The sequence below is a fragment of the Streptomyces lasiicapitis genome (assembly GCF_014646335.1).
Classification (GTDB): domain Bacteria; phylum Actinomycetota; class Actinomycetes; order Streptomycetales; family Streptomycetaceae; genus Streptomyces; species Streptomyces lasiicapitis.
This window is the reverse complement of the sequence record NZ_BMNG01000013.1, coordinates 13,833-38,276: the sequence shown is the minus strand read 5'-3', so window position 1 is coordinate 38,276 and position 24,444 is coordinate 13,833. Positions and strand designations below refer to the sequence as shown.

Annotated in this window: 21 protein-coding genes and 1 tRNA gene; 10 read left to right on the top strand and 12 right to left on the bottom strand. The window is 72.7% G+C overall.

The genetic code is table 11. The features are described from left to right. Positions 1-100: 100 nt before the first annotated feature. Positions 101-589 (top strand): DUF3830 family protein, encoded by a 489-nt coding sequence (locus IEY91_RS27470; RefSeq protein ID WP_164324734.1) that lies wholly within the window; start codon positions 101-103, stop codon positions 587-589. 83 nt (positions 590-672) lie between these two features. Here IEY91_RS27470 and IEY91_RS27465 read toward each other — a convergent pair whose 3' ends face one another. Further along, positions 673-2,082 carry an amidase gene (locus IEY91_RS27465; RefSeq protein ID WP_189176053.1) on the bottom strand — a complete coding sequence of 470 codons (1,410 nt, stop codon included), beginning with the start codon at positions 2,080-2,082 and terminating at the stop codon, positions 673-675. Positions 2,083-2,139: 57 nt separating this feature from the next. After that, positions 2,140-3,075 (bottom strand): D-2-hydroxyacid dehydrogenase, encoded by a 936-nt coding sequence (locus tag IEY91_RS27460; RefSeq protein WP_189176220.1) that lies wholly within the window; start codon positions 3,073-3,075, stop codon positions 2,140-2,142. A gap of 507 nt (positions 3,076-3,582) precedes the next feature. Between IEY91_RS27460 and IEY91_RS27455 the strand changes: the two genes are divergently transcribed. The 4 genes from IEY91_RS27455 (at position 3,583) to IEY91_RS27440 (ending at position 8,211) form a co-directional block, all read left to right on the top strand. Further along, on the top strand, positions 3,583-4,611 hold the full coding sequence (locus tag IEY91_RS27455) for a maleate cis-trans isomerase family protein (protein WP_189176052.1): 1,029 nt from the start codon (positions 3,583-3,585) through the stop codon (positions 4,609-4,611). After that, the gene (locus IEY91_RS27450; protein WP_189176051.1) at positions 4,608-5,348 is read left to right on the top strand and encodes a maleate cis-trans isomerase family protein; all 741 of its coding nucleotides are present in this window, start codon (positions 4,608-4,610) and stop codon (positions 5,346-5,348) included. Before IEY91_RS27455 ends, IEY91_RS27450 begins: the two co-directional genes overlap by 4 nt. Before the next feature lie 617 nt (positions 5,349-5,965). Continuing rightward, positions 5,966-7,093: an LLM class flavin-dependent oxidoreductase gene (locus tag IEY91_RS27445; protein ID WP_373288038.1), complete on the top strand. Its 1,128-nt coding sequence runs from the start codon at positions 5,966-5,968 to the stop codon at positions 7,091-7,093. Positions 7,094-7,290: 197 nt separating this feature from the next. Continuing rightward, positions 7,291-8,211: a LysR family transcriptional regulator gene (locus tag IEY91_RS27440; protein ID WP_189176050.1), complete on the top strand. Its 921-nt coding sequence runs from the start codon at positions 7,291-7,293 to the stop codon at positions 8,209-8,211. A 55-nt stretch (positions 8,212-8,266) separates the two neighbouring features. Here the strand turns inward: IEY91_RS27440 and IEY91_RS27435 are convergent, their stop codons facing one another. Next, a complete protein-coding gene (locus tag IEY91_RS27435; RefSeq protein WP_189176049.1) occupies positions 8,267-10,126 on the bottom strand; it encodes a putative bifunctional diguanylate cyclase/phosphodiesterase in 1,860 nt (619 codons plus the stop codon). Between the two features lie 393 nt (positions 10,127-10,519). Between IEY91_RS27435 and IEY91_RS27430 the strand changes: the two genes are divergently transcribed. Next, positions 10,520-11,746, top strand: a complete 1,227-nt coding sequence (locus tag IEY91_RS27430; RefSeq protein WP_164328512.1) for a M6 family metalloprotease domain-containing protein — start codon at positions 10,520-10,522, stop codon at positions 11,744-11,746. Positions 11,747-11,814: 68 nt separating this feature from the next. On the opposite strand, the gene IEY91_RS27425 is transcribed toward IEY91_RS27430, so the two are convergent. From IEY91_RS27425 to IEY91_RS27395, 7 genes are all read right to left on the bottom strand, one after another. Beyond that, positions 11,815-11,888, bottom strand: a tRNA-Lys gene (locus IEY91_RS27425). Further along, on the bottom strand, positions 11,879-12,478 hold the full coding sequence (locus IEY91_RS27420) for a bifunctional DNA primase/polymerase (protein WP_189176047.1): 600 nt from the start codon (positions 12,476-12,478) through the stop codon (positions 11,879-11,881). The genes IEY91_RS27425 and IEY91_RS27420 overlap by 10 nt, the downstream gene beginning before the upstream one ends. A 188-nt stretch (positions 12,479-12,666) precedes the next feature. Beyond that, a complete protein-coding gene (locus IEY91_RS27415; RefSeq protein ID WP_189176046.1) occupies positions 12,667-13,074 on the bottom strand; it encodes a DUF8844 domain-containing protein in 408 nt (135 codons plus the stop codon). Between the two features lie 480 nt (positions 13,075-13,554). Beyond that, the gene (locus IEY91_RS27410) at positions 13,555-14,889 is read right to left on the bottom strand and encodes an AAA family ATPase (RefSeq protein WP_189176045.1); all 1,335 of its coding nucleotides are present in this window, start codon (positions 14,887-14,889) and stop codon (positions 13,555-13,557) included. Continuing rightward, positions 14,886-16,517, bottom strand: a complete 1,632-nt coding sequence (locus tag IEY91_RS27405; protein ID WP_189176044.1) for a hypothetical protein — start codon at positions 16,515-16,517, stop codon at positions 14,886-14,888. The genes IEY91_RS27410 and IEY91_RS27405 overlap by 4 nt, the downstream gene beginning before the upstream one ends. Beyond that, a complete protein-coding gene (locus IEY91_RS27400; RefSeq protein WP_373288024.1) occupies positions 16,508-17,815 on the bottom strand; it encodes a hypothetical protein in 1,308 nt (435 codons plus the stop codon). Before IEY91_RS27400 ends, IEY91_RS27405 begins: the two co-directional genes overlap by 10 nt. Further along, complete coding sequence (locus IEY91_RS27395; RefSeq protein ID WP_189176043.1) at positions 17,697-18,797, bottom strand: phosphatase PAP2 family protein; 1,101 nt, start codon at positions 18,795-18,797, stop codon at positions 17,697-17,699. Before IEY91_RS27395 ends, IEY91_RS27400 begins: the two co-directional genes overlap by 119 nt. A gap of 274 nt (positions 18,798-19,071) precedes the next feature. On the opposite strand from IEY91_RS27395, the gene IEY91_RS27390 reads away from it, so the two are divergent. Continuing rightward, a complete protein-coding gene (locus tag IEY91_RS27390) occupies positions 19,072-19,668 on the top strand; it encodes a histidine phosphatase family protein (RefSeq protein WP_189176042.1) in 597 nt (198 codons plus the stop codon). 37 nt (positions 19,669-19,705) lie between these two features. Here IEY91_RS27390 and IEY91_RS27385 read toward each other — a convergent pair whose 3' ends face one another. Next, positions 19,706-21,163, bottom strand: a complete 1,458-nt coding sequence (locus IEY91_RS27385) for an NsdA family TPR-like regulatory protein (protein WP_189176041.1) — start codon at positions 21,161-21,163, stop codon at positions 19,706-19,708. A 303-nt stretch (positions 21,164-21,466) separates the two neighbouring features. Between IEY91_RS27385 and IEY91_RS27380 the strand changes: the two genes are divergently transcribed. Together IEY91_RS27380 and IEY91_RS27375 are read left to right on the top strand one after the other, a co-directional pair. After that, on the top strand, positions 21,467-21,949 hold the full coding sequence (locus IEY91_RS27380) for a hypothetical protein (protein WP_229697282.1): 483 nt from the start codon (positions 21,467-21,469) through the stop codon (positions 21,947-21,949). Positions 21,950-22,102: 153 nt separating this feature from the next. After that, positions 22,103-22,963 carry a spermidine synthase gene (locus tag IEY91_RS27375; RefSeq protein WP_189176040.1) on the top strand — a complete coding sequence of 287 codons (861 nt, stop codon included), beginning with the start codon at positions 22,103-22,105 and terminating at the stop codon, positions 22,961-22,963. 22 nt (positions 22,964-22,985) lie between these two features. Here the strand turns inward: IEY91_RS27375 and IEY91_RS27370 are convergent, their stop codons facing one another. Then, complete coding sequence (locus tag IEY91_RS27370) at positions 22,986-23,564, bottom strand: hypothetical protein (protein ID WP_189176039.1); 579 nt, start codon at positions 23,562-23,564, stop codon at positions 22,986-22,988. A 180-nt stretch (positions 23,565-23,744) separates the two neighbouring features. Here IEY91_RS27370 and IEY91_RS27365 point away from each other — a divergent pair, with 180 nt between their 5' ends. Continuing rightward, on the top strand, positions 23,745-24,443 hold the full coding sequence (locus IEY91_RS27365) for a response regulator transcription factor (protein WP_164324764.1): 699 nt from the start codon (positions 23,745-23,747) through the stop codon (positions 24,441-24,443). Position 24,444 lies beyond the last annotated feature (1 nt).

The window sequence follows — 24,444 nt, the reverse complement described above, 5'->3', positions numbered from 1 at the left end:
GCTACCCGAGCCGACGCGAGATATGCCGTTGAATTCCAGCCCCTGATGCGATCGTTGTCCACTTGACGCGAGCGCCGACCCGGGGTGGACCATGGGCCCCATGGCAGACCGATACATCGAAGTCTCCCTCGCCAAGCGGGGAGTTCAGGCCACGGCGAAGCTCCTCGACGACCGGGCTCCGGTCACCTGCGCGGCGGTCTGGGACGCCCTCCCGCTGGGCGGAGAGGTGTACCACGCGAAATATGCCCGGAATGAGATCTACGCCCTGTTCCCACCCTTCGCCCCCACCGAACCTCCCCTCGAAAACCCCACCATCACCCCCATCCCCGGCGACCTGTGCTATTTCACCTTCTCCGGCACAGAACTGGGCACAAAGTCCCACGGCTACGAAACACCCCAACAGGGCACGATCGTCGACCTGGCCCTCTTCTACGAACGCAACAACCTCCTGATCAACGGCGACGTGGGCTGGGTCCCAGGCATCGTCTGGGGCCAGATCGTCGAGGGCCTGGAGGAAATGGCGGAGGCGTGCAACGACTTGTGGCGGACGGGGGCGCTGGGGGAGACGTTGAATTTCCGGCGAGCGTAAACGTGGGCGGTTTCAGCCCGTCCGGCGTTTGAGGACGAGGCGCGAAGCGCCGATCAGCGGGGTCCAGGGGCGGCAGCCCCTGGTTACGGGAAGGGGCGGGGTTGGGGGACGCTCAGCGCAGCGCCCCCGCCGTACAACGCCTGCGCAACCCGAAGAACAAGCGCATCCGCATGCCGCGCAGCCACAACCTGCACCCCCACCGGCAACCCACCCCCATCCACCCCACAGGGCACAGTCGCAGCCGGCTGCTGAGTCAAGTTGAACGGGTAAGTGAACGGCGTCCACCCCGTCCACCGCCGAAGCCCGGACTTCCCCGGCACCTCAACCCCCGCCTCAAACGCGGTAACCGGCAAAGTAGGCGTCACCAACAGGTCGTACGTCTCATGAAAGACCCCCATCCGCCGCCCAAGAGCCATCCGCACATCAACAGCGGCCAGATAGTCGAGCGCACTGAACCGAGCCCCCTGCGCACAGATCTCCCGAAGCCCGGGATCGAGCAACTCCCGCCGAGCGGGCGGCAGATGCTGCACCACCCGCGCGGCCCCGCTGAACCACAACGTGTGGAACGCGTCCACGGGATCGGCGAAGTCGGGATCGGCCTCCTCGACGTACGCACCGAGTGAGGCCAGCGTCCCCACCGCCTCCCGCACGGCAGCGGCGACAGCGGGCCGCACAGCGACCTGCCCCCCGAGCGACGCCGAGTAGGCGACCCGGAGCCCCCGCACACCCCCGTCGAGCCCGTCCCGGAAGCTGCCCGCCACGGGCCCGAGGTGGGACCAGTCGCGCGCGTCAGGGCCGGAGATCACGTCCATCATCAGGGCGGCATCGGCCGCGTCCCGCGTCATCGGCCCGACGTGTGCGAGCGTCCCGAACGCGGACGCCGGATACAGCGGCACCCTGCCGTACGTGGGCTTGAACCCGAAGATCCCGCAGAACGCGGCCGGGATCCGCACCGACCCGCCCCCGTCCGTCCCGAGCGACAGCGGCCCCGCCCCGAGCGCCACGGCCGCCGCGCTGCCGCCGCTGGAGCCGCCCGCGGTGCGCGAGGTGTCGTACGGATTACGGGTCACGCCGTGCCGAGGGCTGTCCGTCACGCCCTTCCAGCCGAACTCGGGCGTCGTCGTCTTGCCGACGAACACCGCGCCGTGCTCACGCAGCCGCGCCACCGAGGGCGCGTCCTCGTCCCAAGCACCCTCCTCCGAAACGGACTTGGAGCCACGGAACGTGGGCGCGCCGCGCTGCAGCAGGATGTCCTTCACGGTGACCGGCACCCCGTCGACAAGCCCGGCGGGCTCCCCGCGCCGCCACCGCTCGGTACTCTCCCCGGCCTGCGCGAGGGCGCCTTCGTGGTCCAGACGTACGAACGCGTTCACGGCGGGCTGGACATCCTCGGCCCTCCGCAGCACCGCACGGGTGACATCCACGGGGCTGAATTCGCCCTTGCGGTAGCCATCGACGAGTTGTACGGCGGTGAGGTCCGTGAGCTCGGTCATGCGTCTCCTCAGCGAACGGGAACGGGGCGGGGCACTGGGCTGGGTGATCGGAAGCGATCAGTGCCCAGGGACATACCCACGTTTCTTGTCGACCACGTTCGCCAGCGCCCGACCCGCCTCCCACTGCCCGTACAACGTCACGAACTGCGCGCCGAGTTCGTCCCGCCAGCCGACCGTGTCGCCGCTCATGTGCGGCGAGACGATGAGCCCCGGGGCGGTCCACAGCGGGCTGTCCGCGGGCAGCGGCTCCTGCTCGAAGACGTCGAGCGCGGCACCCGCGATCCACCGCTTCGCCAGGGCGGCGGCGAGGTCGTCCTCGACGACGAGCTGGCCGCGGCCCACGTTGATGAAGCACGTGGAGGGCTGCATGACGCCGAAGCGGCGCTCGTCGAACATGCCGCGGGTGTCGTCGGTCAGGGGCGCCGCGCACACCACCCAATCGGCGCGCGCGAGCAGCCGGTTGAGGTCGTCGGGGCCGTGCACACCGGTGCGCGGGGTCCGTCCGACGAGGGCGGACGCGATGCCGAGGGCCTTCAGGGTGCGGGCGATGGCGCGGCCGATCGGCCCCGAACCCACCACGCACGCGCGCGTGCCCGAGACGCGGCGGCTCTCCCGGTGCAGCCAGGTCCGCTCGCGCTGGAGGTCGAGGGTGCGCGGCAGGTCCTTGGCCATGGCGAGTACGAGGGCGGCGACGTACTCGGCGATCGGCTGGTCGAAGACGCCGCGCGCGTTGGTCACCACCGCGTCGGACGCGGCGAGTTCGGGACACATCAGATGGTCGACGCCCGCGCTCGCGGTGTGCACCCAGGCGGGCCGCGGCCCCTCGCCGGGCCAGGCGCGGCGCACCGCGTGCGAGAGGAAGTCCCACACCAACAGCACGTCGGCGTGCGGGAGTTGACCGGCGAGGGTGTCCTCGTCGGCGTGCAGGACGCGGGCGCGTCCTGTGAGGGAGCCGAGGCGGGGCGGGGGCGCGGGGGCGGGGGCGTCGAGCACCAGAACGGTGGGGACGGTGGGGACGGTGGGGACGGCGGCGGTGGGGCGCGCGGGGCTCTCGCCGGGGGCGGCGGCCCGCGCCGGACCGCTCCGGGGTGCGCCGCCCGCGGAGCCCGTGCTTCCGGACGCCCCGCCCTCCGGGGCGCCGGGGCCGGACGGGGCGGAGAAGCTGTTGGCGGACATGGCAGAGAAACCGTTTCGCAACGAGAGCCCGCTTCCCTGGGAGAGCGTCGGGACGACTGCCGCAGCTTCCCGGCGGCCCTCGTTCTCAGCCGTCTGAGATGTGCGGATTGACCACGCTGGCACCCCAACCTACCTTCGTCAACAGAAGCAGTTCAGTACTGGCACCACAGAGCCGGACACACAGCGTGCTCGCGCTCTCGCGCACGGTGTGCTCGCCGCACACACGCACCCTTGTCCCGACGTCCCGGCGCGTCGCGCGCCGCCAGCTCCACTTCCGGCCCCCGGCCGGCCCTGTCCCTGCACGCACGAATTTAGGGCCTGCTCATGGACGTCACTTCCTTTTCCTCGCTCGGCGGACCACACCCTCAGCGCGGTGTCGGCGTCGTCGCACCCTTCGACTTCGCCCTCGACCGGGAGCTGTGGCGCTGGGTCCCGGACGAGGTCTCCCTGCATCTGACGCGCACGCCGTACGTGCCCGTCGAAGTCAGCCTGGATCTGGCACGCCTGGTCAGCGAGCACGAGACGCTGGCCGAGGCGGTACGCGCGCTGACGGCCGCCGAACCGGAAGTCCTCGCGTACGCCTGCACCTCGGGCAGTTTCGTCGGCGGCATCGCGGGCGAGCGGGCGATGTGCGAGGCCATGACGCGCGAGGGCGCGGTGGCGTCGGTGACGACGTCCGGCGCGCTGCTCGAAGCACTCGAAGAGCTGGACGCGCGGCGCATCGCCCTCGTCACGCCCTACACCTGGTCGGTGACCCAGTCCCTGGAGGAGTATCTGAGCGAGGCGGGCGTCTCCGTCGTGGGCCGGGCCTACCTGGGCCTGACCCGGCACATCTGGAAGGTCCCGTACCGCGACGTCGCCGACATGGCGCGGCGCGCGGCGAACGGGCCGGTGGATGCGCTGTTCATCAGCTGCACGAACCTGCCCACGTACGACGTCATCCCGCAGCTCGAGGCGGAGCTGCGGATGCCGGTCATCTCGGCGAACCAGGTGACGATGTGGTCGGCCCTGCGCAGGCTGGGTACGCGTGCGGTAGGGCCCTACCAAGCGCTGATCAACGCGGGCGCGCGGCCGGGGGCCGCGGAGTTCGGCGTGCTCGACGCGCTGCCGGCGCCCGCGTACGAGTCGGCGGATCAGCCTTCGTACGAGGTGTACGACGTGTACGAGGCGTTGGAGCCGTCGGCGGGTGCGGTGGGCGGACCCGCGGTGACCGACGCGGCGGTGCCACCGATCACCGCGGGTCCGCCCACCGCGGCGCCCGCGGACAACCTGCCCGACCCGCCCGGGGGACCGGCCGGACCGGGCGAAGCCACGGGGCCCGCAGGACCGACCGCAGAAGGAGGCTGGACTTGACCGCACTCGGATTCCTCTACCCGGGCCACTCCGCCGAGGACGACTACCCCCGCATGGAGCAGATGCTCGGCTCCGACATCCGCCTGCAAGTCGTCCACACGGACATCGGCGAGGACGCCCACCGTGTGGACGCGCTCCTGGAGATGGGCTCCACGGCACGGCTCGCCGCCGGGGTCGAGGAGCTGCGGCTCACCGGCGCGGAGGCCGTGGTGTGGGCGTGCACCAGCGGGAGCTTCGTCTTCGGCTGGGAGGGCGCGCACGACCAGGTCCGCGCGCTCGCCAAGGTGGCGGGGCTTCCCGCCTCCTCCACGTCGTTCGCCTTCGCCCACGCCGTACGTGAGGTGGGGGCGGCACGCGTCGCCATCGCCGCCACCTACCCCGAGGACGTGGCCGCCCACTTCTCCGCCTTCCTCAAGGCGGCGGGCATCGAGGTCGTCGCCATGCGGGGGAGCGGGATCATCACGGCGGCGGAGGTCGGCACGTGGGGCCGCGACGAGGTCCTCGCCCTGGCCCGCGCCGGCGACCACCCCGACGCGGACGCCGTCCTCCTCCCGGACACCGCACTCCACACCGCCGCACACATCCAGGACCTGGAGGCCACCCTCGGCAAGCCGATCCTCACCGCCAACCAGGCCACCGTCTGGGAAGCCCTCCGCCTGGCCTCCCGCCGAGTGAACGCCCCCACCCTGGGCACCCTCTTCCGCCGAGAACCAGTAATCCAGGCCCCCCACGACTAACCCGCCCCGTCTGGGGCTCCGCCCCTCTCCCCCTAATCGGCGCTCCGCGCCTCGCCCTCAAACGCCGGGCAGGCTTCTTCCCCACCCACCCGCCCTCCTGGGGCTCCGCCCCAGACCCCGCTCCTCAAACGCCGGAGGGGCTGAAATCACCCGCACATTCCAGCCCGCCCCAGCAAGGTCTCAGCCCGTCCGGCGCTCGAGGACGAGCTGCGAAGCGGCGATCAGCGGGGGCCTGTCCCACCCGCCCCGGACTCCCACCTCGCCCCGTCCCCCTTCAGCCCGTCCGGCGATTGAGGACGAGGCGCGGAGCGCCGATACGGCGGGGGCCTGTCCCACCCGCCCGGGACCTCCACCCCCGCCCCGGTTCCCTTCAGCCCGTCCGGCGATTGAGGACGAGGCCGTTCAGGCCGACAGCGGGGTCCAGGGGCGGCAGCCCCTGGTTTCGGAGAAGGGGCGGGCCTGGGGCGCACCGCGAGGCCCCACCCACCCGCACGCGAATCCGAACCCCACCCCTCCCCGAGGGAATAACCGGAGCCCCCCTCCTGTTGCACCCACCCGTACCCCGAACTACCGAACGACGTGACGTACGGACAGAGCAGCAGGAGGCCCCGGTGGCAGTGGCAGCGGACGAGCACGGCGGAGAAACCGGCGACGCGGCGGCGGAAGGCATCCGGGCGGAGCCAAAGGGCACCGCCCCCACCCCTCTCTCCGTACTCGACCTGGTGACAGTAGGAGCAGGCCGCACCGCCACAGACGCCCTCCGCACCAGCGTCACCCTCGCCAAGCAGGCCGAGTCGAGGGGCTACCACCGCCACTGGGTGGCCGAACACCACTCCATGCCAGGAGTGGCCTCCTCCTCTCCGGCAGTGATCCTCGCCCACCTCGCAGCCCACACCACCCGAATCCGCCTCGGCTCAGGCGGAGTCATGCTCCCCAACCACGCCCCGCTGGTCATCGCGGAGCAGTTCGGCACCCTGGAGGCCCTGGCCCCGGGCCGGGTGGACCTGGGCCTGGGCCGGGCCCCGGGCACGGACGGCGCCACAGCCGCGGCCCTGCGCCGCTCGGACCAGCTCAACGAGGGCGCGGACGACTTCCCCCAGCAACTCGCGGAGCTGACCCGCTTCCTGGACGACGACTTTCCCGACGGTCACCCCTACGCCCGCATCCACGCGGTCCCCGGCCCCGTCCAGTCCACGTCCCCCGGCGGCGTACAGTCCCCGCACCGCCCCCCGATCTGGCTGCTCGGCTCCTCCGGCTTCAGCGCCCGCCTCGCGGGCATGCTCGGCCTCCCGTTCGCCTTCGCGCACCACTTCTCCGCGCAGAACACGCTCCCGGCCCTGGATCTGTACCGCGATACGTTCCGCCCGTCCGCGGTGCTGGACGCCCCGTACGCCCTCATCGGCGTCTCCGCGCTCGCGACCGACGACGAGAACGAGGCCCGCCGCCAGGTCATGGCCGCCGCCCTGAACATGGTCCGGCTGCGCACCGGCCGCCCCGGCCTCGTCCCCACCCCGGAGGAGGCCGAGGCCCACCAGTTCACCGAGATGGAGCGGGACTTCATCACGAGCTGGAACTCCAACGTCATCCACGGCACCGCCGACCAGGTCAGGTCCGGCCTCGACGACCTCGCCAAGCGCACCGGCGCCGACGAGCTGATGCTCACGGCCAACGCGCACAGCGGCGACGTACGCCTGCGCAGCTATGAACTCGTCGCGGACGCCTACGGCTTGCCCAATCCGGCCTGACCCCGGCTCCGAATGCCGCCATGGAAGGTGCCGCCTCCGACGGGGGTGGAGGCGGCACCTTCACGCGACCCGCGCCGACAGCGAAACCGGTGAACGAACCCCACAGTGAACTCGCCGTCTCCCTACGGCCGTTGGCGTCCCGCCAAGCCTTCCACCCCACACCCGCAACCCCCCTCCCCCTTCCCTAACCTGTCCGCATGGACATGGACACCCGGCTGCTGCGCTACTTCACCGTCGTCGCCCAGGAGGGCGACCTCACCCGTGCCGCCGAACGCCTCTTCCTCTCGCAGCCCGCGCTGACCCAGCAGATCAGGCAGCTGGAGACCCGGTTGGGAACGGAGCTGTTCACGCGCTCGCGCGCCGGGATGACCCTGACGGACGCGGGCGTGGCGCTCGCCGCCTCCGCGCCCGCCGTCCTCGACGCCTGGGACGGCGCGCTGCGCGCCACCCGGGGCGCCTCCGCGCGGGCGGACCGGATCCTGCGGGTCGGCTTCGTGGCCGGCGGCGCGAACGAGCTGACCCGGCGCATCGTCGCCGAGTTCGCGCGCCGCAGACCGGGCTGGCGCGTGCAGTTGACGCGGACCGCGTGCGACGACCCGACGGCCGGCCTCGCGGGCGGCACGGCCGACGTGGCGCTGCTGCGGCTGCCGTTCCCCGGCCAGGAGGCCCTGGACATAGAGGTGTTGCTGACCGAGCGGCGCTGGGTTGCGCTTCCGACGGCGCACCGCCTCGCAGACCAGCAGGAGGTCGACTTCACCGATCTCCTCGACGAGCCCTTCGTCGCGGCCCCGCCGGAGTCCGGCTGGTGGCGCGACCACTGGCTCGCGGCGGACGAACGGGACGGCCGTCCGCCGAAGATCGGCGCCGTCGCCCACACCCCCGAAGAGTGGCTGACGGCGATAGCGGGCGGCCACGGCGTGGCCCTCACCCCCGAGGCCGCCGCCCTGGAAACAACCGCCCACGACGGCCACCCCGACGTGACCTACCGCCCCGTGCGCGGAGTCGGCCCCACCGAGGTGGGCGTGGCCTGCGCGCGGGGCACCCAAGTCCCGCAGGCGGTACGGGACTTCATCGAGGCCTGCGTGACGGCACGCGACGAGCCGACCCCCGCGACGTGACCGTACGCGTCAAGAGCCTCACGAACTCTCGCGCCTCCCTCACGAACCAGCGCCCTTACGAACCCTCGTCCTTGAGAAGTACGGAGATACGGTCCGCCGCGACCGGCCGGGAGTAGAGCCACCCCTGCCCGGTGTCGCACCCGATCCTGCGCAGCCGCTCCGCCTGCCCGGAGGTCTCCACGCACTCCGCGGTGACGGTGAGCCCGAGGCGGTGGGCGAGCTGCACCAGCGCCTCGACGATGACCTCGTCGGCGGGGTTGATGTGCGCGGCGGCCTCGCCGTACTCGCCCTCGTCGTACTGGAAGCCGCGGACGAAGGAGCCGTCCAGCTTCAGGACGGAGACGGGGAGGCGGCTGAGGTAGGCGAGGTTGGAGTAGCCCGTGCCGAAGTCGTCGATGGCGATGCGTACGCCCATGTCGCTGAGGGCCTGCAGGGCCTGCAACGGACGGCCCGCGGAGCCCATGACCGCGGACTCGGTCAGCTCCAGTTGCAGCAGCCGCGAGGGCAGGCCCGTCTCGGCGAGGATCTCGGCGACGTCCGCGACGAGGTCGGAGTCCCAGACCTGGCGCACGGCGACGTTGACGCTGACGAACAGCGGTTCCCTGTCGGGGTGTTCGAGCTGCCAGCGGCGGGCCTGCCGGCAGGCGGTCCGCAGCACCCACCGCCCGAGCTGCACGATCGAGCCGTCTTCTTCAGCAAGTCCGATGAACCGATTCGGCGTGAGCAGCCCGAACTGCGGGTGCTGCCAGCGTACGAGCGCCTCGACCCCGCGCATGCCGCCGCCGTCGAGGCTCACCAACGGCTGGTAGTCCAGGACGAATTCGTCGCGTTCGACGGCGGGGCGCAGTGAACTGGCCAGTGCCTGCCGGGTCATGCGATGGGCGTTGCGCTCGGGGTCGAACAGCGTCCAGCGGGCCTTGCCGTCGGCCTTCGCCCAGTACAGCGTGGTGTCCGCGGCCTGCATCAGGCCGGTGGTCGTGGTGCCGGCGGCGCGCCGCTCGACGACGCCGATGGAGGCCGAGAGGGACAGCCGCTGCCCGGACAGGTCGAAGGGTTCCTGGAGGGCCCGCAGGGTGGTCTCGGCGAGCTCGGTGAGCTGGTCCGTGCCCGTGGAGTCCTCCACGAGCAGCGCGAACTCGTCCCCGCCGAGCCGCGCGACCAGCGGCGCCGACGCCCTGCCGTACCCCGCCTCGTCGGCGAGGGCGGTCAGCCGCTCGGCGACGGCGGCGAGCAGCCGGTCGCCGACGCGATGGCCGAGGGTGTCGTTGACGGCCTTGAAGCCGTCGAGGTCCAGATAGCAGAGCCCGATCCGCCCGGTGCTGGTGTCGTCGTACGCACCGGCCTCCAGGGCGGTGGCGAGCCGCTCGAAGAAGAGCGCGCGGTTGGGCAGGCGGGTCACCGGGTCGTGCATCTGGAGATGCCGGAGGCGGGCCTGGAGGTCCCGGCGCGCGCTGATGTCTGCGGCGGCGAGCAGGACGCTGCCCGCGCCGTACCGCTCGCTGCCGCCGGGCAGCGGGGACGCGGTGATCTGGGTCCAGAGCGAGTGCCCGTCGGGGTGTTTCAGGCGGCGGGTGCAGCGCAGCTTGGCCTGCCGGCCGCGGAGGACCTCCCGGTACGCGTGCCAGGTGCGGGCGTCGGACGTGAGGTCCACCAGATCGGCGGCGGCCCGGCCGGTGAGGTCGGCGGGGTCGGCGCCGAGCAGATCGCCCAGCGCGTCGTTGGCGCTGACGACCAGGCCCTCGCGGTCCACGACGGCGAGGGCCAGGGGAGCCGCGGTGAAGGCGGCGAGGTAGTCGGCGGTGTACTGGGCGAGGGGGCCGGTCGGGCCCGATAGGTGACGCTCCGTGACGGCAGGCCAGGCGCGGCCGAGTGTTGCGACCGCTGTGGCGGTCGGCCCTTGAGAGGTTCCGTTCACCGCTTGCTCCCGCAGTGCAATTGATGTCGAGCAGGTCGATGGGCCCCAAATCTGGCGGGTCTGGTGAAGCGGCCGGCCGGTTGGCGGACGGCCGACGGGGCCGGGAAAGTGTGCCGATCATAGAGGCAGGCCGTCGGGGCGTTCCAGCCGTGGCACGGCGAACGGGGGCTGCGGGGGCCGCCGACAGATCGTTTCTGCTCAGCCGTGTACGGGGATATCCGCGGCTCGACCGCTTGTGACGGTCAGTGAGCGGTCGGAGTGTCGCATCCTGGCCGTTCGTCACTCGGCCGGGTCAGACAAACTGGGCGAACTTCAACAAATCATCACAGGGTGGGTGGGGTGTCTCGCATTCCGCACCCGGAGGTCGACGTGGAGCGTCAGCTCCCCCCTTGGATGCTCACCCGTGTTGGGGAGTGGCCGCGCCTGCGCAGCGCGGGAATCCTCTTCACCTGCCTGACCGCTCTGGCCGCCACCTCACTGGTCGCGGGACCGGCGTTCGCCCAGGGCTCGGCGGGCCCGTGCGCCCTGCGCCGCACGCCCGCACACCACTCGGAGGGCCTTGACACCTGGAACGCCGCCTATCCGCGGCCGTCCCGCGCCCTCGACGCCGTCATGGTCTTCCTCTCCTTCCCGGACTCCCCGCCGATGACGACGCCCGACGAGCTGGCGGCCGACTACTTCCCGGCCACGAGCGAGTTCTTCCAGCGAGCTTCCTACGGAAGGTTCACACTGCGCCCACACCCGCAACACGAATGGGTGGAAATGCCGGAAGATTCAGCGGCGTACGCCATAGAGCGGGACTGGAATCCTCAGCGCCGCGCCGCCTACCTGCGGGACGCGGTGGCGGCGGCGGATCCGCACGTGGACTTCTCGGCGTACGACATCGTCTACTTCGTGGCCGATCCGGACGCCCCCGGCGTGGACTCGGACGCGACGAAGGTCGTGAACTTCGACCACCCGATGCACGCGGACGACACACCGCTGCGCCGCATCGTCACGGTCTTCGAGCGCCACCCGCCGGACCGCAACGTGCTGGCCCACGAGACGGGCCACGTCTTCGACCTGCCGGACCTCTACCACCGCCCCACGGACGGCAAGGGCGACTGGGACACCCATGTGGGCGACTGGGACGTCATGGGCAGCCAGTTCGGCCTGGCCCCGGAGCTGTTCGCCTGGCACAAGTGGAAGCTCGGCTGGCTGGCCCCGCGGCAGGTGGTGTGCGTGGCGGGCGGCCCGCGCCGGTTGACCCTGGACCCGCTCTCGGCGCAGCCCACCCGCAGCGGCACCACCTCGACCAAGCTGGCGGTCGTCCGCACCGGCCGGGGCAGCGTGGTCGCCATCGAGGCGCGCGGCGCCCTGGGCAACGACCGGGCGACGTGCAGCGAGGGCGTCCTTGCGTACCGCGTCCGCAGCGAGACGGCGTCGGGCCGGGGCCCCATCGAGGTGATCGACGCCCACCCGGACTCGGCGGCGTGCGGCAACGACTCGGTGTACCCACCACTGGCGGACGCGCCGGTACGCGCGGGGGAGAGCCTGACGGTGCCGTCGGAGGGGGTCAGGATCGAGGTGGAGACGAGAACGGCTTCCGGAGCATGGACGCTGAAGGTCACGCCGACGTGATCGGAAGCAAGCCTCTGACCAGGCAAAAAGAAGCCCCTCACATCCGTGAGGGGCTTCTTTTTCGTCTGTGCGCCGCCAGGGACTCGAACCCCGGACCCGCTGATTAAGAGTCAGCTGCTCTAACCAACTGAGCTAGCGGCGCCTGCTGACGTCGTAGACCTTAGCACCCTGATCGCGGGGAGGAAAAATCGATATACGCACCGCGGACCCACCCGCCTCCCGGGCCGCCCGGACGCAGGCCCAGAGCACCACATCGGCCCCCGGGAGCCATGGGTGCCGGCTGTCCGGGGCGACCAGCCACCGCGATCCGAGCCGGTCGTCCGGGCCCGGCCCGGCCGCGAGCGGCGGCACGGTGACGGCGTCGCCCGCGCCGTGGCAGAGCAGGGACGGCACGGCGGAACCCCACTCCTCCCAGGCGAGCAGCGAGGGCAGCCGCCGGGCGGTGCCGGGGGCGGCGAAGAGCAGCATGCGGCCGCGGTGGGTGGCGACGGGCCCGGAGCCGGGCCCGTCGTGCCATAACCGGTCGACCATCCGCCGCCCGAAGACGGCGGGCACGCTGACCACGTCGAAGACGGTGCCGCAGGACAGCACGGCCGGGGCGGTGGGCCGCGCCCGCCAGCCGGTGAGCAGCCCCTGCGGATACGTTTCGGCAGAGGCGAGCCAGGCGGCGCCTTCGGGGGTGACGTCGCAGGCGTTGGCGGGAACGGTGTGGGGGTGGGGGAGGCGGCTCATACCGGATAGATCTACCGGTGGTGAGCGCCCGCTTTCACAGAGTTGCGGGAAACCCAGGCGATGACACGCGAGGTGGAGTACCTTGCCCCTGCGGCATATGCCGCAGGACCTTGTGCCGGATGGGCTGTGAGCGCCGTGAGCGCCGTGAGCGCCGTGAGCGCCGCGTGGGCCGCGTGGGCCGCGTGGGCTCAGTGGGGCAACGGGGGCCCGGAATCCGCACCGGCGCCACCCGCACCACCCGCACCGGACCCGCCGCCCTCACTCCCACCCATCAACTCCCGACCGAACTCGACCATCTTCTTCGCGTAGTCCTCGGTCCACTGGGCGCGCTCGGCGATGTCGGCCGTGGTGAGCCGGTCGAAGCGGCGCGGGTCGGCGAGCTGGGCGGCGGCGATGGCCTGGAACTCGACGGAGCGGTCGGTGGCGGCCCGGAAGGCGAGGGTCAACTCGGTGGCCCGGGCGAGCAGTTCGCGCGGGTCCTCCATCGACTCCAGGTCGAAGAAGTGCTCGGGGTCGGCGGCGGCTTCCGCGGGCTCGAAGAGGAGCGGTGCGGGGCGCATGCGCTGGCTGGACCGGGGCCGCGAGGGCTCCGCCATGTCGTTTTCCTCTCGTCGTACGCCGCGTGGCCACACCCATTGTCCCCCGCCCCGCAAGACGCCCGCGACGTTCGCGCGGCGTTCCCTTGAGCGGCCCCGGGGTGACCGCCACCCCTGGCGCCCCCGCCTGCCGGGAGCCGACCTTGCCCCCACTTTCCCGCCCCGTAGACGTGGGCTGCCTTTAAGGGGCGGGAGCCGCCCCTGGCGGCCCAGCTGCCCACAGCAGGTACGGCAGAACGGCCGGGCGGGCACCCCCCCCGGACGGGAAAGCCGACCGCTCAACCCCCACCGAAGGGGAAAGCCGCCGACGGACCGGAGGGGACGTGCCGGTATGTCCGCGCGCAGCCCGCCCGACCCCGCCGTACGCACAGGAAACGCCTCCGGCGCCCACGCGCGAGCACGGACATACCGGCGCGGCCCCGCCCCACCACCGGACCATAGGCGGAGCAACTCCCACCGGCGGGAAAGTAGCCATCCGACCTAGGGCCGCCAAGACACCCGATGCTCGGCCAGCCGGGCGAGAATGGCGTGGTTGGCCTCCCAGCCGTCCGGGAACTTGACCGTGACTCCCAGGCGGACGGGATCCGTTGACGGATGGTCGTCCAGGAGGGTGCTCACGCCCGCGCGGCACACCACGATGCACGCGTGCCGGTGTCGGGAGGCGAGCACGCACAGTCGCCCCGTCTCCAGGTGGAACGCCGTCGCGTCCGGCCGCCCGGACAGCGGATGCAGCACGACGGTCACGTCGAACTCCCGCCCCTGCAACCGGTTCGCGGTGTCCACGGTCACATCGACGACCCCGAGCGAGGCGAGCGCACCGCGCACGGCGGCGGCCTGGTCCCGGTGCGCGGTCCCCACCGCGATCCGGTCGGCGGTGACCGGCACGGGCTCCGGCGACCGCTCGGACGTGGCGACCCCACCCCGGTCGAGCAACCGCCGCACGACGAGCGCGACGGCCCGCACGGCCTCGGGGTCCGTACGCGGCGTATGCCGGGCGGGCAGCTCAAGGAGCCCCCACCCGGAGGCGGCGGCCTCGTCGATGACGCGGTCGGGCCCCGAACCGTCCGACGGCACGCCGAAGTTCAGCATCCGGTCCCCGTGCCCCGTACCACTACGGAACGGCGTGTACGGATAGAACGCGTCGGACACCAGCGGCGCGGCGGACGCGGGCAGCCGCCACGACACGGGAAGCCGATGCTGCGGCAGCCCCGGATTGTGCGCGAGGAGCGTGGTCACGGCGCTGGCGGAGGGGTCGTAGGCGAGCCCGGCCCACTGCTCGGCCTCGGCGATGGCGAAGGGGTCCAACTGCCCGGGGTCGCCCACGAACAGGGCCCGTTCGAAGAGCCCGGCGACGGCGAGCAGGGCGTCCGACCGCATCTGGTAGGCCTCGTCCACGATGGCGTGCCGCCAGGGCTCGACACCCTTGACGTGCCCCCACTTCGCGGCGGTGGACACGACGACGTCGAGCCCCGCGAGGTCACCGGCCTTGGCGGACTTGCGTACGTGGGGCAGCTCGTCGAGCGCCTTGTCGTACGGGTCGGAGTCGCTGCTGTGGAGCCGCCCGACGGGCAGCTCGGGGTTCTTCTCGGCGAGGCGCAGGACGAGGTCGTCGACCTGGGCGTTGGTCTGGGCGACGACCATCAGGGGCCGCCCGGCGGCGGCCAGTTCGAGCGCGGCGCGCACGACGAGGGTGGACTTCCCGGCGCCGGGAGGCGAGTCCACGACGACGCCGCGGTGGGCGCCGTGCAGCGTGTCGCGCAGGATCGCGTCGGTGGCCCGAGAGGCCTCGGCGGCGGGGTCGAAGGAGACGGTCACAGAATGTCCTCCGAGGTCACGGCGTCGGAGCGCTCACCGAGGGGACCCGCACCCTCAGGCGGCCCCCCATGCGTCCAGGGAGTGTCCTCAGGCTCGGGCAACCGGGGCCCACCCCGCTGCTCATGCTCGAAGAGCGTCCAACACAACCGATCCCCGACCTCGGGCACGGACCCGGGCTCGGCTTCCTTGCCGCGCCCCATCTTGTCCAGGACGCGAAGCACGACAAGGCGGCCACCGCCACCGACATCGTCACTGTCGGCGTCGGCGTCGGCGTCGTACGCGACGAACTGCGCGGCCTGAGGCTTCCCTTCAAGGGACCGATACACCTTCACGCCGGCATCAAGATGCGGCCGATCACCCGTCCGCACGGTGACCAGCGGCCGAGGCCGGGGCGAACGCCCCTCGCTGTAGGCCATGACGACATCGGTCACCACTCCGGCGAAGGCCTCACCGGCGAGCCGCCGCCCGGCCATGACCAGGGGATCGTCCAGGGCCTCCTGGGCGTCGAGCCGGGCCTGCTCCCGCTCGCGGGTGCCGAGCTTGTTGGCGGCGGTGACCGCGTCGTCGACGCGCGGCTGCGGTGGCTCGCCCGCGGCGACGCGGTCGCGGTGGCCGGTGAACGACCACCGGTCCCCGCGCCACCGGTCGACGGCGTGCGGCGCCTCGGGCAGCGTGCACAGAGCGTCGAGGCCGCGCCACACGGCGTCCCAGGTGGGGCGCGTACGGCTCTCGACCAGGGCGTCGATGTCCCGCTCGGCGGCGGCGAGGGCGGCGAGCAGTCCGTCCGCCTCGACACCGTCGGAGGCGGCGGCGAGTGCGGTACGCGCGCGGTCGTAGCGCTCGATGGCGGGCGCCAGGAGCTGGTTGTCGAAGGCCGGGTCGGTGGCGGGCCCGGCGGGCGGGCACAGCAACTGCCCGTCGGCGCCGCGGGCCAGCTCCGCGCGGAGCGCGGCCTCGGCGCCCGACGTGCCCTCGGGCGCCTCGATCCAGGCAAGCAACGCGCCCAAGTGCTGTTCCTCCAGGGAGGACTGGCCGGTGGCCCAGTGCCGGGACAGCAGGTCGGTCATGGCGAGCAGGAGCGCCGAGCCGGGCACCCGGGAGCGCTCGCCGAAGTGCGTGAGCCAGCGCCCGAGGAGCGGCACGCGCGGAGGCGCGGGATACGGCGCGTCCGGATCCTGCTCGGCCGTACGCCGGAACCGCATCGACCGGCCGAGCAGCCGCACGAACTCGACGCCCGCGCGGCTCGGCACGATGAGCTGCGGGGCGTCCGCGCACAGCTCGACCTCGACCTTGACGCGCTTGCCGGTCTCCGCGTCGGCCTCCGTGCGCTCGGCCGCCTCGACGTCGCCTTCGTACGACTCCACGTACGGCAGCAGGATCTCGGCGAGCCGGGACAGGAAGGCGAAGCGCAGGTCGCGGTCGCGGGGCTGGGGCACGGTGAGCAGCCGCGGGGATGTGCGCTCGGTGCCGATCAGGGCGCCGAGCGGGGCGCCCGCTTCACCGGCGGTGACGAGCGGCACGAAGACGAGGGGCCGCTCGGAGAGGTGCCGGTGCCGCACGGTGGCCCGCGGCCGGGCGCGCCCACCGGCAGTGGCCTCAAGGCGGGCCAGATTGTCGATCAGGGACAACGCACACCTCCGGCAACCGTCGCCGTGGCAGCCACGCCATCCGACGAAGTCTCCGAGGCCGAGCCACCCCACGACTCACCCAACGCCTCGGCCCGCAACGCCCCCGCCCACCGCAGCGCCACCACGGCCGGATCATCCGGATCCCCCGCCGCACCGCGCGCGGCGGCAAGCGCCTCCTCGACCGTCGTGAGCGTCCCGAGGTCGGCCCGCAGGGAGCGCCCGAGGGACGTGAGCTCGCCCGCCGCGCGGGCCCGGTCGCGGCAGTGGAAGGCCAGCTCGCAGGCGGCCAGGCACTCGGGGGCGTACGTGGCGGGCACCGCGTCGACCGCGGCGGCCAGCTCGGCGGCGGGCCGGTTGACGTCGAACGTCGTGCCGGGCGGCAGCGTGGCCGCGATGTCCTCGACGCGGGTCAGCCGGGAGAGCTGGCGCCGGGTGACGGCGAGCTGCTTGCGGATGTCCACGGGGGACGCGGCCGGAAGGTTCGAGAAGTCCTTGGGGCAGACGAGCAGCGCCCGCTGCCGCACCTCGGGCACGAGACCGGCACCCTCACCGGCCTGCGAGGCGCCCTGCTCGGAGACGTGCCCGGAGTCCTGCGCAGCGACCTGCGCCGCAACCCGCTCCAGAGCCAGCACATACACCGCGGCCTGCCGCGCGGCCGCCCCCACCTTCGCCGCGTCCGCAGCCCCGTCGATCATCGGGAAGGACTTGATCTCGACGACCGTCCAGGTCCCGTCCGGCGCGACGACCACCGCGTCCGGCTCCAGGAAGGCGGGCGTGCCCGCGACGTCCAGGGCCAGCATGGGGTGGTCGAGCAGCGTCCAGGCACCGGCGGCCGTGGCCTCGCGCAGGGCGAGGGCGGTGCGGCCCGCGCGGCCTTCGGGACCGGCCGCCGTGAGGTCCGGAACGCGCGCGGTGCCGGGCTCGGGCTCGGGCCCGCCGCCCAGGCACGCGTGCGTGAGGCGCAGCAGCTCCGTGCCGCCGTCGGACTTCACCCGCGCCTCGAAGGCGTGCCCCCGCATGAAGGCGAACTGCGACTGCCCGAAGCCGGAGGGCGAGCCGAGGGACTCCGCGAGGGCCGCCTTCGGCACCCCCGCGCCGTCGAGGAGGGCGCGCCGACCGCACCCCGGGTTCGCCGCGAGTGCCGCGAGGGCGCGGGCGTCCAGGGGCTGCGGCCGTACGTCAGGTCCGCGCAGTTCCGCGAGCCGTTGCCGCAGCGCCGTCCCCGGTGTCCGCGGCGCGGCCTGCGGGTCTGCCGCCCTTGCTCCCGCGGGGCTTTCCGGCAGGCTTGCCCGCGGCACCGCTGCCGACGCCCGGCTCGGCGCCGAGCTTGCGCTGATGGGGAATTCGCTCACCCGCCGAAGTCTGGCATCCACCACTGACATTGGAGGACTCTGCCGGGGCCTTGGCGACGGAAGAGGCGACCGAGGCGCCTTCCGGGCGCGCAGCGGAGCCGTTGCCGCGCGCGGCGAGCGCCGTGGCGACAACCGGCTGCAGCCGTGCCTTGACCCGAGCGGCGGCGTTCCGCACGGGCCGGACGAGCAGCAGCCCCAGACCCATCACGGCCACGCCCGCGAGCGCGTCGAAGAAGTAGTGGTTGGCGGTGCCCATGACGACGACGGTGGTGAGCAGCGGGTAGGCGACGGCGATCGTCTTCAGCAGGGGCGTGCGGCCGTACTTCCACAGCACCACGCCGCACCACAGCGACCAGCCGACGTGCAGGCTGGGCATCGCCGCGTACTGGTTGGTCATGCCGCCGAGCCCGCGCGGCGCGCTGGCCTGGCCGCCCCACCAGCCCCAGTCGCTGTACTGCGCCATCGTGTCGACGAACCCGTGGCTCTTCTCAAGAAGACGAGGCGGGCAGGTCGGCATCAGTGTGAAGCCGATCAGGCCGATGAGGGTGGAGACCATCAGCCAGGTGCGGGCGGCGGCGTAGTGCACGGCCCTGCTGCGGAACAGCCAGATCAGCACGAGCGGCGTGACCACGTAGTGCAGCGAGGCGTACCAGAAGTCCGCCGGGACACCGATCGAGGTGTGGGCCGTGAAGAGCCGGTTGAGTGGATGCTCGAGGTTGAGGTTCAGGGCCTTCTCGACGCGCAGGATGTCGAGGCCGTGGCCCACGGCGGTCGTGACGTCCCCGCGGGCGAGCAGCCGCCCGGCCGAGTAGGCCCCGTACACCAGCAGGATCAGCGGCAGCTCCGTCCACCACCGCAGGCGGAGCCGCGCGGTACCGTTCCCGGATATGCCGCCGGCGCCCGCGCCCTGTGCCTCGGTCTGCGGCATCCGGTGGGTCCCCCATCTCATTCGCGCTGTTCCCGCTCAGTTCGTGCGGCGTACGGCCGCTGGGTCACTTTACGGCGTACGCGAAGGCCGCTGAGCCATCCCCCTGGTCGTCAAAGACGCAGAGATCGTCGCCGGGGTTGCTCCTTCGCGGTGTGAGTGATGATGGAAGGAACGGACGGGTGACTGTCCGCTTTTGTCCCGGAAAATCTCCTTGAACATCTGCTTGCACAGCTCTCTCGCACAGCTCTTGCACAGCTCTTTGGAAAGGCTCCTCATGGCACCGCGCATCCTGCTGGCCCGGCACGGACAGACCGAGTGGTCGCTGTCCGGAAAGCACACCGGCAGGACGGACATCCCGCTCCTCGAAGAGGGCAGGCGCGGCGCGAAACTCCTCGGCGAGCGCCTGCACCGGGCGCCCTACGACGGCCTCCCCGGTGTCGAGGTGCGCACCAGCCCGCTGTCCCGCGCGCGGGAGACGTGCGAGATCGCCGGGTTCGGGGACCGGGCCGCGGAGTGGGACGCGCTGATGGAGTTCGACTACGGCGCGTACGACGGCCTTACCCCCGCCGACATCCACGCCATGCGCCCCGGCTGGTTCATCTGGCGCGACGGGGTGCCGGACGGCGAGACGCTGGCGCAGGTGTCCGCGCGCGCGGACAAGGTCGTCGCCTGGGCGCGCGAGGCCGACCGGGACGTCCTCGTCTTCGCGCACGGCCACATCCTGCGCGCCATCGGCGCCCGCTGGCTGGGCTTCGACATCGACTTCGCGTCCCGGATCCGCCTCAACCCGACGTCCCTTTCGGTCCTGGGCTGGGCCTACGGAGAGCCCGCGCTGGAGGCGTGGAACGACACGGGGCACCTGGTCGGCTGAAGAGCCTCGGTCACAGAGCCTCGGTCAAGAGCCTCAGTCAAATAGTCACCCCGCGCGTGCGGGCGGCGTGCTGCTCCAGGAACTCCGTCACGCCCGCCGCCCGCTGGTGCGGAAGGAGCAGCCGCGCGGTGGTCGCGATCATGGACTCGATCCGTGACGACTGGACCTCGTCGAGCAGCGCCAGGACCCGCAGGCCCGCCGCCGCGGCCTCGTCGGGGCGGCCCGCGCGGGCCAGGTCGTCGGCCAGCTCGGCGGTGTACAGGGCGATGTTCCGGGTGAACTCGGGGGTCTGCGTCGAGGCGACGCCCGCCGCGCGCTGCGCGTGCCGGGACGCGTGCTCCCAGTGGCCGAGCGCCGACCAGCACTGCGCCTCCAGGCCCGCGAGTTCCGCGGGGCCGTAGAAGGTCATCCACTCCGGGTCGGTCTCGGACGGGCCGATGTCGAACAGCGCGTGCGCGCGCGTGAGCGCCTGCCGGCAGCCCGCGCGGTCGCCGAGCCCGGCCCAGCCGCCCGCCTCGCGCAGCGCGATCAGCGAAAGGAGCCGGGGCGAGCCGAGCTGCCGCGCCGCGCGCGCGGCGGCCTGCGCGGCGCGCACCGCCTCCCGGGGCCGTCCCGCGTCCCGCGCCAGGAACGCGGTGTTGCAGAACGCGTGCGCCTCCAGGGCGGGGTCGCCCGCCACCCGCGCCGTCGCGAGGGCCTCCGCGTAGTGCGAGCGGGCGTCGTCGAAGCGCCCCGAGTCGTGCGCGAGCCAGCCGACGGAGATGGCGAGTTCGCCCGCGCCCGAGTAGAGCCGGTCGGCCACCGCCTGTCCGCCCTGCCGGGAGGTGCCCGCGTCGAGCAGGGCGTAGGCCGTGCGCAAGGGGGCGGCGGCCCGCTTGTACAGGCCGTCGGCGCCGTGCCGGTCGTCGAGCAGCCGGATCTGGCGTACGGCCTCCTCGACCGCGCTCACCTCGTTCTCGTCCGCCGCGCGCAGGCGGTGCCCGCGGACGCGGGCGGCCTCGGCGACGCCGCCCAGGGGGAGCCCGACGGCCCCCAGGGAGGCGACGGCCACCGTGGCCGTGCCGCTGGTCATGAATGCGCGACGCCGCACGTCGCTCTCCTCGTCGCCGGTGGTGCTTTCCATGCCGTGCACGCGCGAGTACCGGGCGTCCACGCGGTCATGCGTGTACGTGGTGTCCGCCCCGCGCGCGTCCCCGGCCCCGCGCGCCCCGCGGCCCCGGACCGCCGCGCGCGGCGCGAAGCCCAGGTCCGTCAGCGTGCGGCCGGGGAACATGTGCAGGAACACCCGCTCGTACGCGTAGTTGGGACAGCGGATCTCGCCCGCCTCGACGCGGCCCACGTACCGCGCGTCGCAGCTCACCCGCTCGCCGATCTCGCGCGCGGCCCGCCGCACCGCGGCCGCGAACTCGCCCGGCGAGCGCTGCCCGCGCAACTGCCGGAACGCGAGATTCGGTCGCGGAGGCGGAGTTGACGATGCCGATGACGACGACGCCATGCCGGATCCTCTCGCTGGGGGACCGTGCCGGATCGCGCCGCGCCGTCCCGCGCCGTCGGCCGCTGACGTATCGGCTGGAGCTTGTGCGGGGGGCTGCGGACCTGTTCCGGCGGAGCATGAACGTACCGGCTGGGAACCGGCCACCACGCGGAGTTTGCCTACAAACCGGATATCTCATCCGTGATCTGCCATGAACTGCCATCCTTTGCGGCGGCGTGGCGCCGTAGCCGTTGCCGCCCTCGCGCGTTGAACCATGCGGAGAGGGAGCGACGCCGCTCCCGCCCTGGCGAGGAGGTTCCCTTGTTGGAGTTCGGCATGGAGAACAGCGAATCCGGGGGCGCGTTGACGACCGCGCGGCACTGGCCGAGCCAGGACCGCAGTGCGGGGCCCGCCGGCTGCGTCGAGCGCCATGACGGTCACGAGGAGTGCGATCTCGTGACCGTGCCGGCGCGCCAGGGGCTTGAGGCCGTCGACATTCTGCGCCGGGGCGCCGGCGAAGAGGCCGTGGGGCCCGTTCTGCACGACGGGGGGTGCGACACCCTCGGCTTCCTGGTCCCGCCCGGCACGGCGGATGCGTGGGACTTGCCTGGCAGCGCGTGTACGCAGACGTTCGGGCGCGGTGTTGCCGTCCCGCAGGAGCCGGACCCGGTGCCCCCGCCGCCCGTTGCCGGGACCGGGTGGTTGGTGCCGCCCGGGGAGACCGACCCCGTTACCGATCCCGCTGTGTTGCGTGCTGCGCTTGGCGAGGCCGCGCGGATGATCGAAGCCGCGGATAACTGTCGCTGAGGCTGTATATGGGGCTGCGCCCCTTTCCCCGCCTTTCGCCGCTGCGCGGCTCGTCCTCAAACGCCGGACGGGCTGGAGTGGCTCGGCCCAGCACTGGAAGGGCTGCGACCGCGCGGGCGGGCGTAGGTGTCCGACCCCGGCGATAATGAGCCTGTGGCAAGGAACAGGCGGGGACAGCAGGCGCGGGAAGCCGTCGTCGAGGAGGTCGACGGGGGGCTTGCCGAGCTGATGCCGGATCGGGAGCGGGCCCGGGGGTGGACGCTGCTCGTGGACGGTGCGCCGCAGTCGCATGTCGACCTTGATGATCCCTCGTATCTCGACTTCGAGTACCAGCGCAGGATCGGGCACATCGTCGATCTCGTCGCCCCTCCGGGACGGCCCCTGCACGCCCTGCACCTCGGCGGTGGCGCCCTCACCCTCGCCCGGTACGTCGCCGCGACCCGCCCCCGCTCCACCCAGCAGGTCGTCGAACGCGACACCGCGCTCGTCCAACTCGTCCGCCGCGCCCTGCCGTTGGACCCCGGCGCCCGAATACGCGTGCGTGGCGCCGACGCCCGCGAAGGGCTCGCGAAGACCCCTGACGGCTGGGCCGACCTCGTCATAGCCGACGTGTTCAGCGGCGCCCGCACCCCCGCCCACCTCACCAGCGCCGAATTCCTCGGCGACATACGCCGGGTGCTCAAACCCACCGGCTGGTACGCCGCCAACCTCGCCGACGGCCCGCCGCTCGCCTATCTGCGCGGCCAACTCGCCACCGCCGCCACCGTCTTCCCCGAACTCGCCCTCGTCGCCGACCCCGCCGTGCTGCGCGGCAAGCGCTTCGGCAACGCCGTGCTCCTCGGCGCGGCGCAGCCGCTGCCCGTCGCCGAACTGACCCGGCGCAGCGCCGCCGACCCGCACCCCGCCCGCGTCGAACACGGGCGCGCGCTCCTCGACCTCAGTGGCGGTGCCGCGGCCGTCACCGACGCCAGCGCCGTCGCGTCACCCGCGCCGCCGTCGTCGGTTTTTCGCTGACAGGCCCGGCTCAGTACGTCAGTCAGTACGTATTCACGTCGACCTGCGGCGCGTGGTCGTGCCACGTGCAGAACACCGAAACGCGGTCGGCGCCCGACGTGTACTCCACGCGGATCCACGTCGACGCCCGCCACACCTGCATCGACCAGCCCGACGCAGGTGACGCCGACACGAGCGTCGCGGACGTCCTGCCCAGGTCGAAGACGACGCGGCCGCCCTCGGTGTTGTAGCCCTTGATGCTGCTGTCGCCGGAGGAGGGTGAGGAGGGCGACGTGGAGTTCTCGGGCTTGTCGGTCTGGTGGGAAGGGGAGTTCCGCGGGTTCTTCGTCTTCTCCGGGGGCTTGTCCTTCGTCGGGCCGGGGGGCTTCGACTTGGACGGTTCGCCGGACTTCTTCGGGGGCTTGGTGCTGGACGTCGCCTCCGGGCGGTGCGTCGACGACGACTGCGGCAGGGCCGAACGGTCGCCGGCCGCCAGCGGCAGGGCGCGCGGCGGGTCGTACGCCGTGCCCGCCATCACCGTGTGCACACCCCACCACGACAGCGTGACCGCCGCGCCCGTGGCGAGCGACCACGCGATGGCGTGTACGAGACCTCTGTGCATCGCGGGCCATACTGCACCACGTGCCGCCACGAAGAACAGGCGCCCAGGAGTCTGGGCTTCCGCTTTCCTGCCGGGAACTCTCTGCCCGGATTTCCCGCCCGGAAGGGGACATCGGACCCAAGTCCGGGCCAAAAGTCCCGCACGGCACCCGCGTCCCCCGCATGGCGTACGGTGCCGCCCATGGCAAGTGTGCTCGTCGTCGAGGACGACCAGTTCGTACGCTCGGCCCTCATCCGGCATCTGACCGACGCCTCCCACACGGTACGGAGCGTCGGCACCGCCCTGGAGGCGCTGCGCGAGGTCGCCCATTTCCGCTTCGATGTCGTCATCCTCGACCTCGGACTGCCCGACCTCGACGGGTCCGAGGCGCTGAAGATGCTGCGCGGCATCACCGACGTACCCGTGATCATCGCGACCGCGCGCGACGACGAGACGGAGATCGTCCGGCTCCTCAACGACGGCGCCGACGACTACCTGACCAAGCCGTTCTCCGTCGAGCACCTGTCCGCCCGGATGGCCGCCGTGCTGCGCCGCTCGCGCGGCTCGGGGTCCGGGTCCGGCGAGGCGGCGCCGCGGCCGGTGCTCCAGGTCGGCGGCCTGACCGTCGACCCGCTGCGGCGCCAGGCCGAGCTGGACGGCGCGCGGCTCGACCTGACCCGGCGCGAGTTCGACCTGCTCGCCTTCCTCGCCGGGCGGCCCGGCGTCGTCGTACCCCGCAAGGAACTGCTCGCCGAGGTGTGGCAGCAGAGCTACGGCGACGACCAGACCATCGACGTCCATCTGTCGTGGCTGCGCCGGAAGTTGGGCGAGACCGCCGCGCGCCCGCGCTATCTGCACACGCTGCGCGGCGTCGGCGTGAAGCTGGAGCCACCGCTGTGAA

What these genes read in the sequence shown, in the direction of transcription:
- IEY91_RS27470 (WP_164324734.1), top strand. Translation starts at nt 101, where the DNA reads ATGGCAGACCGATACATCGAAGTCTCCCTCGCCAAGCGGGGAGTTCAG.
- IEY91_RS27465 (WP_189176053.1), bottom strand. Translation starts at nt 2,082, where the DNA reads ATGACCGAGCTCACGGACCTCACCGCCGTACAACTCGTCGATGGCTAC.
- IEY91_RS27455 (WP_189176052.1), top strand. Translation starts at nt 3,583, where the DNA reads ATGGACGTCACTTCCTTTTCCTCGCTCGGCGGACCACACCCTCAGCGC.
- IEY91_RS27440 (WP_189176050.1), top strand. Translation starts at nt 7,291, where the DNA reads ATGGACATGGACACCCGGCTGCTGCGCTACTTCACCGTCGTCGCCCAG.
- IEY91_RS27430 (WP_164328512.1), top strand. Translation starts at nt 10,520, where the DNA reads ATGCTCACCCGTGTTGGGGAGTGGCCGCGCCTGCGCAGCGCGGGAATC.
- IEY91_RS27420 (WP_189176047.1), bottom strand. Translation starts at nt 12,478, where the DNA reads ATGAGCCGCCTCCCCCACCCCCACACCGTTCCCGCCAACGCCTGCGAC.
- IEY91_RS27415 (WP_189176046.1), bottom strand. Translation starts at nt 13,074, where the DNA reads ATGGCGGAGCCCTCGCGGCCCCGGTCCAGCCAGCGCATGCGCCCCGCA.
- IEY91_RS27395 (WP_189176043.1), bottom strand. Translation starts at nt 18,797, where the DNA reads ATGCCGCAGACCGAGGCACAGGGCGCGGGCGCCGGCGGCATATCCGGG.
- IEY91_RS27390 (WP_189176042.1), top strand. Translation starts at nt 19,072, where the DNA reads ATGGCACCGCGCATCCTGCTGGCCCGGCACGGACAGACCGAGTGGTCG.
- IEY91_RS27385 (WP_189176041.1), bottom strand. Translation starts at nt 21,163, where the DNA reads ATGGCGTCGTCGTCATCGGCATCGTCAACTCCGCCTCCGCGACCGAAT.
- IEY91_RS27370 (WP_189176039.1), bottom strand. Translation starts at nt 23,564, where the DNA reads ATGCACAGAGGTCTCGTACACGCCATCGCGTGGTCGCTCGCCACGGGC.
- IEY91_RS27365 (WP_164324764.1), top strand. Translation starts at nt 23,745, where the DNA reads ATGGCAAGTGTGCTCGTCGTCGAGGACGACCAGTTCGTACGCTCGGCC.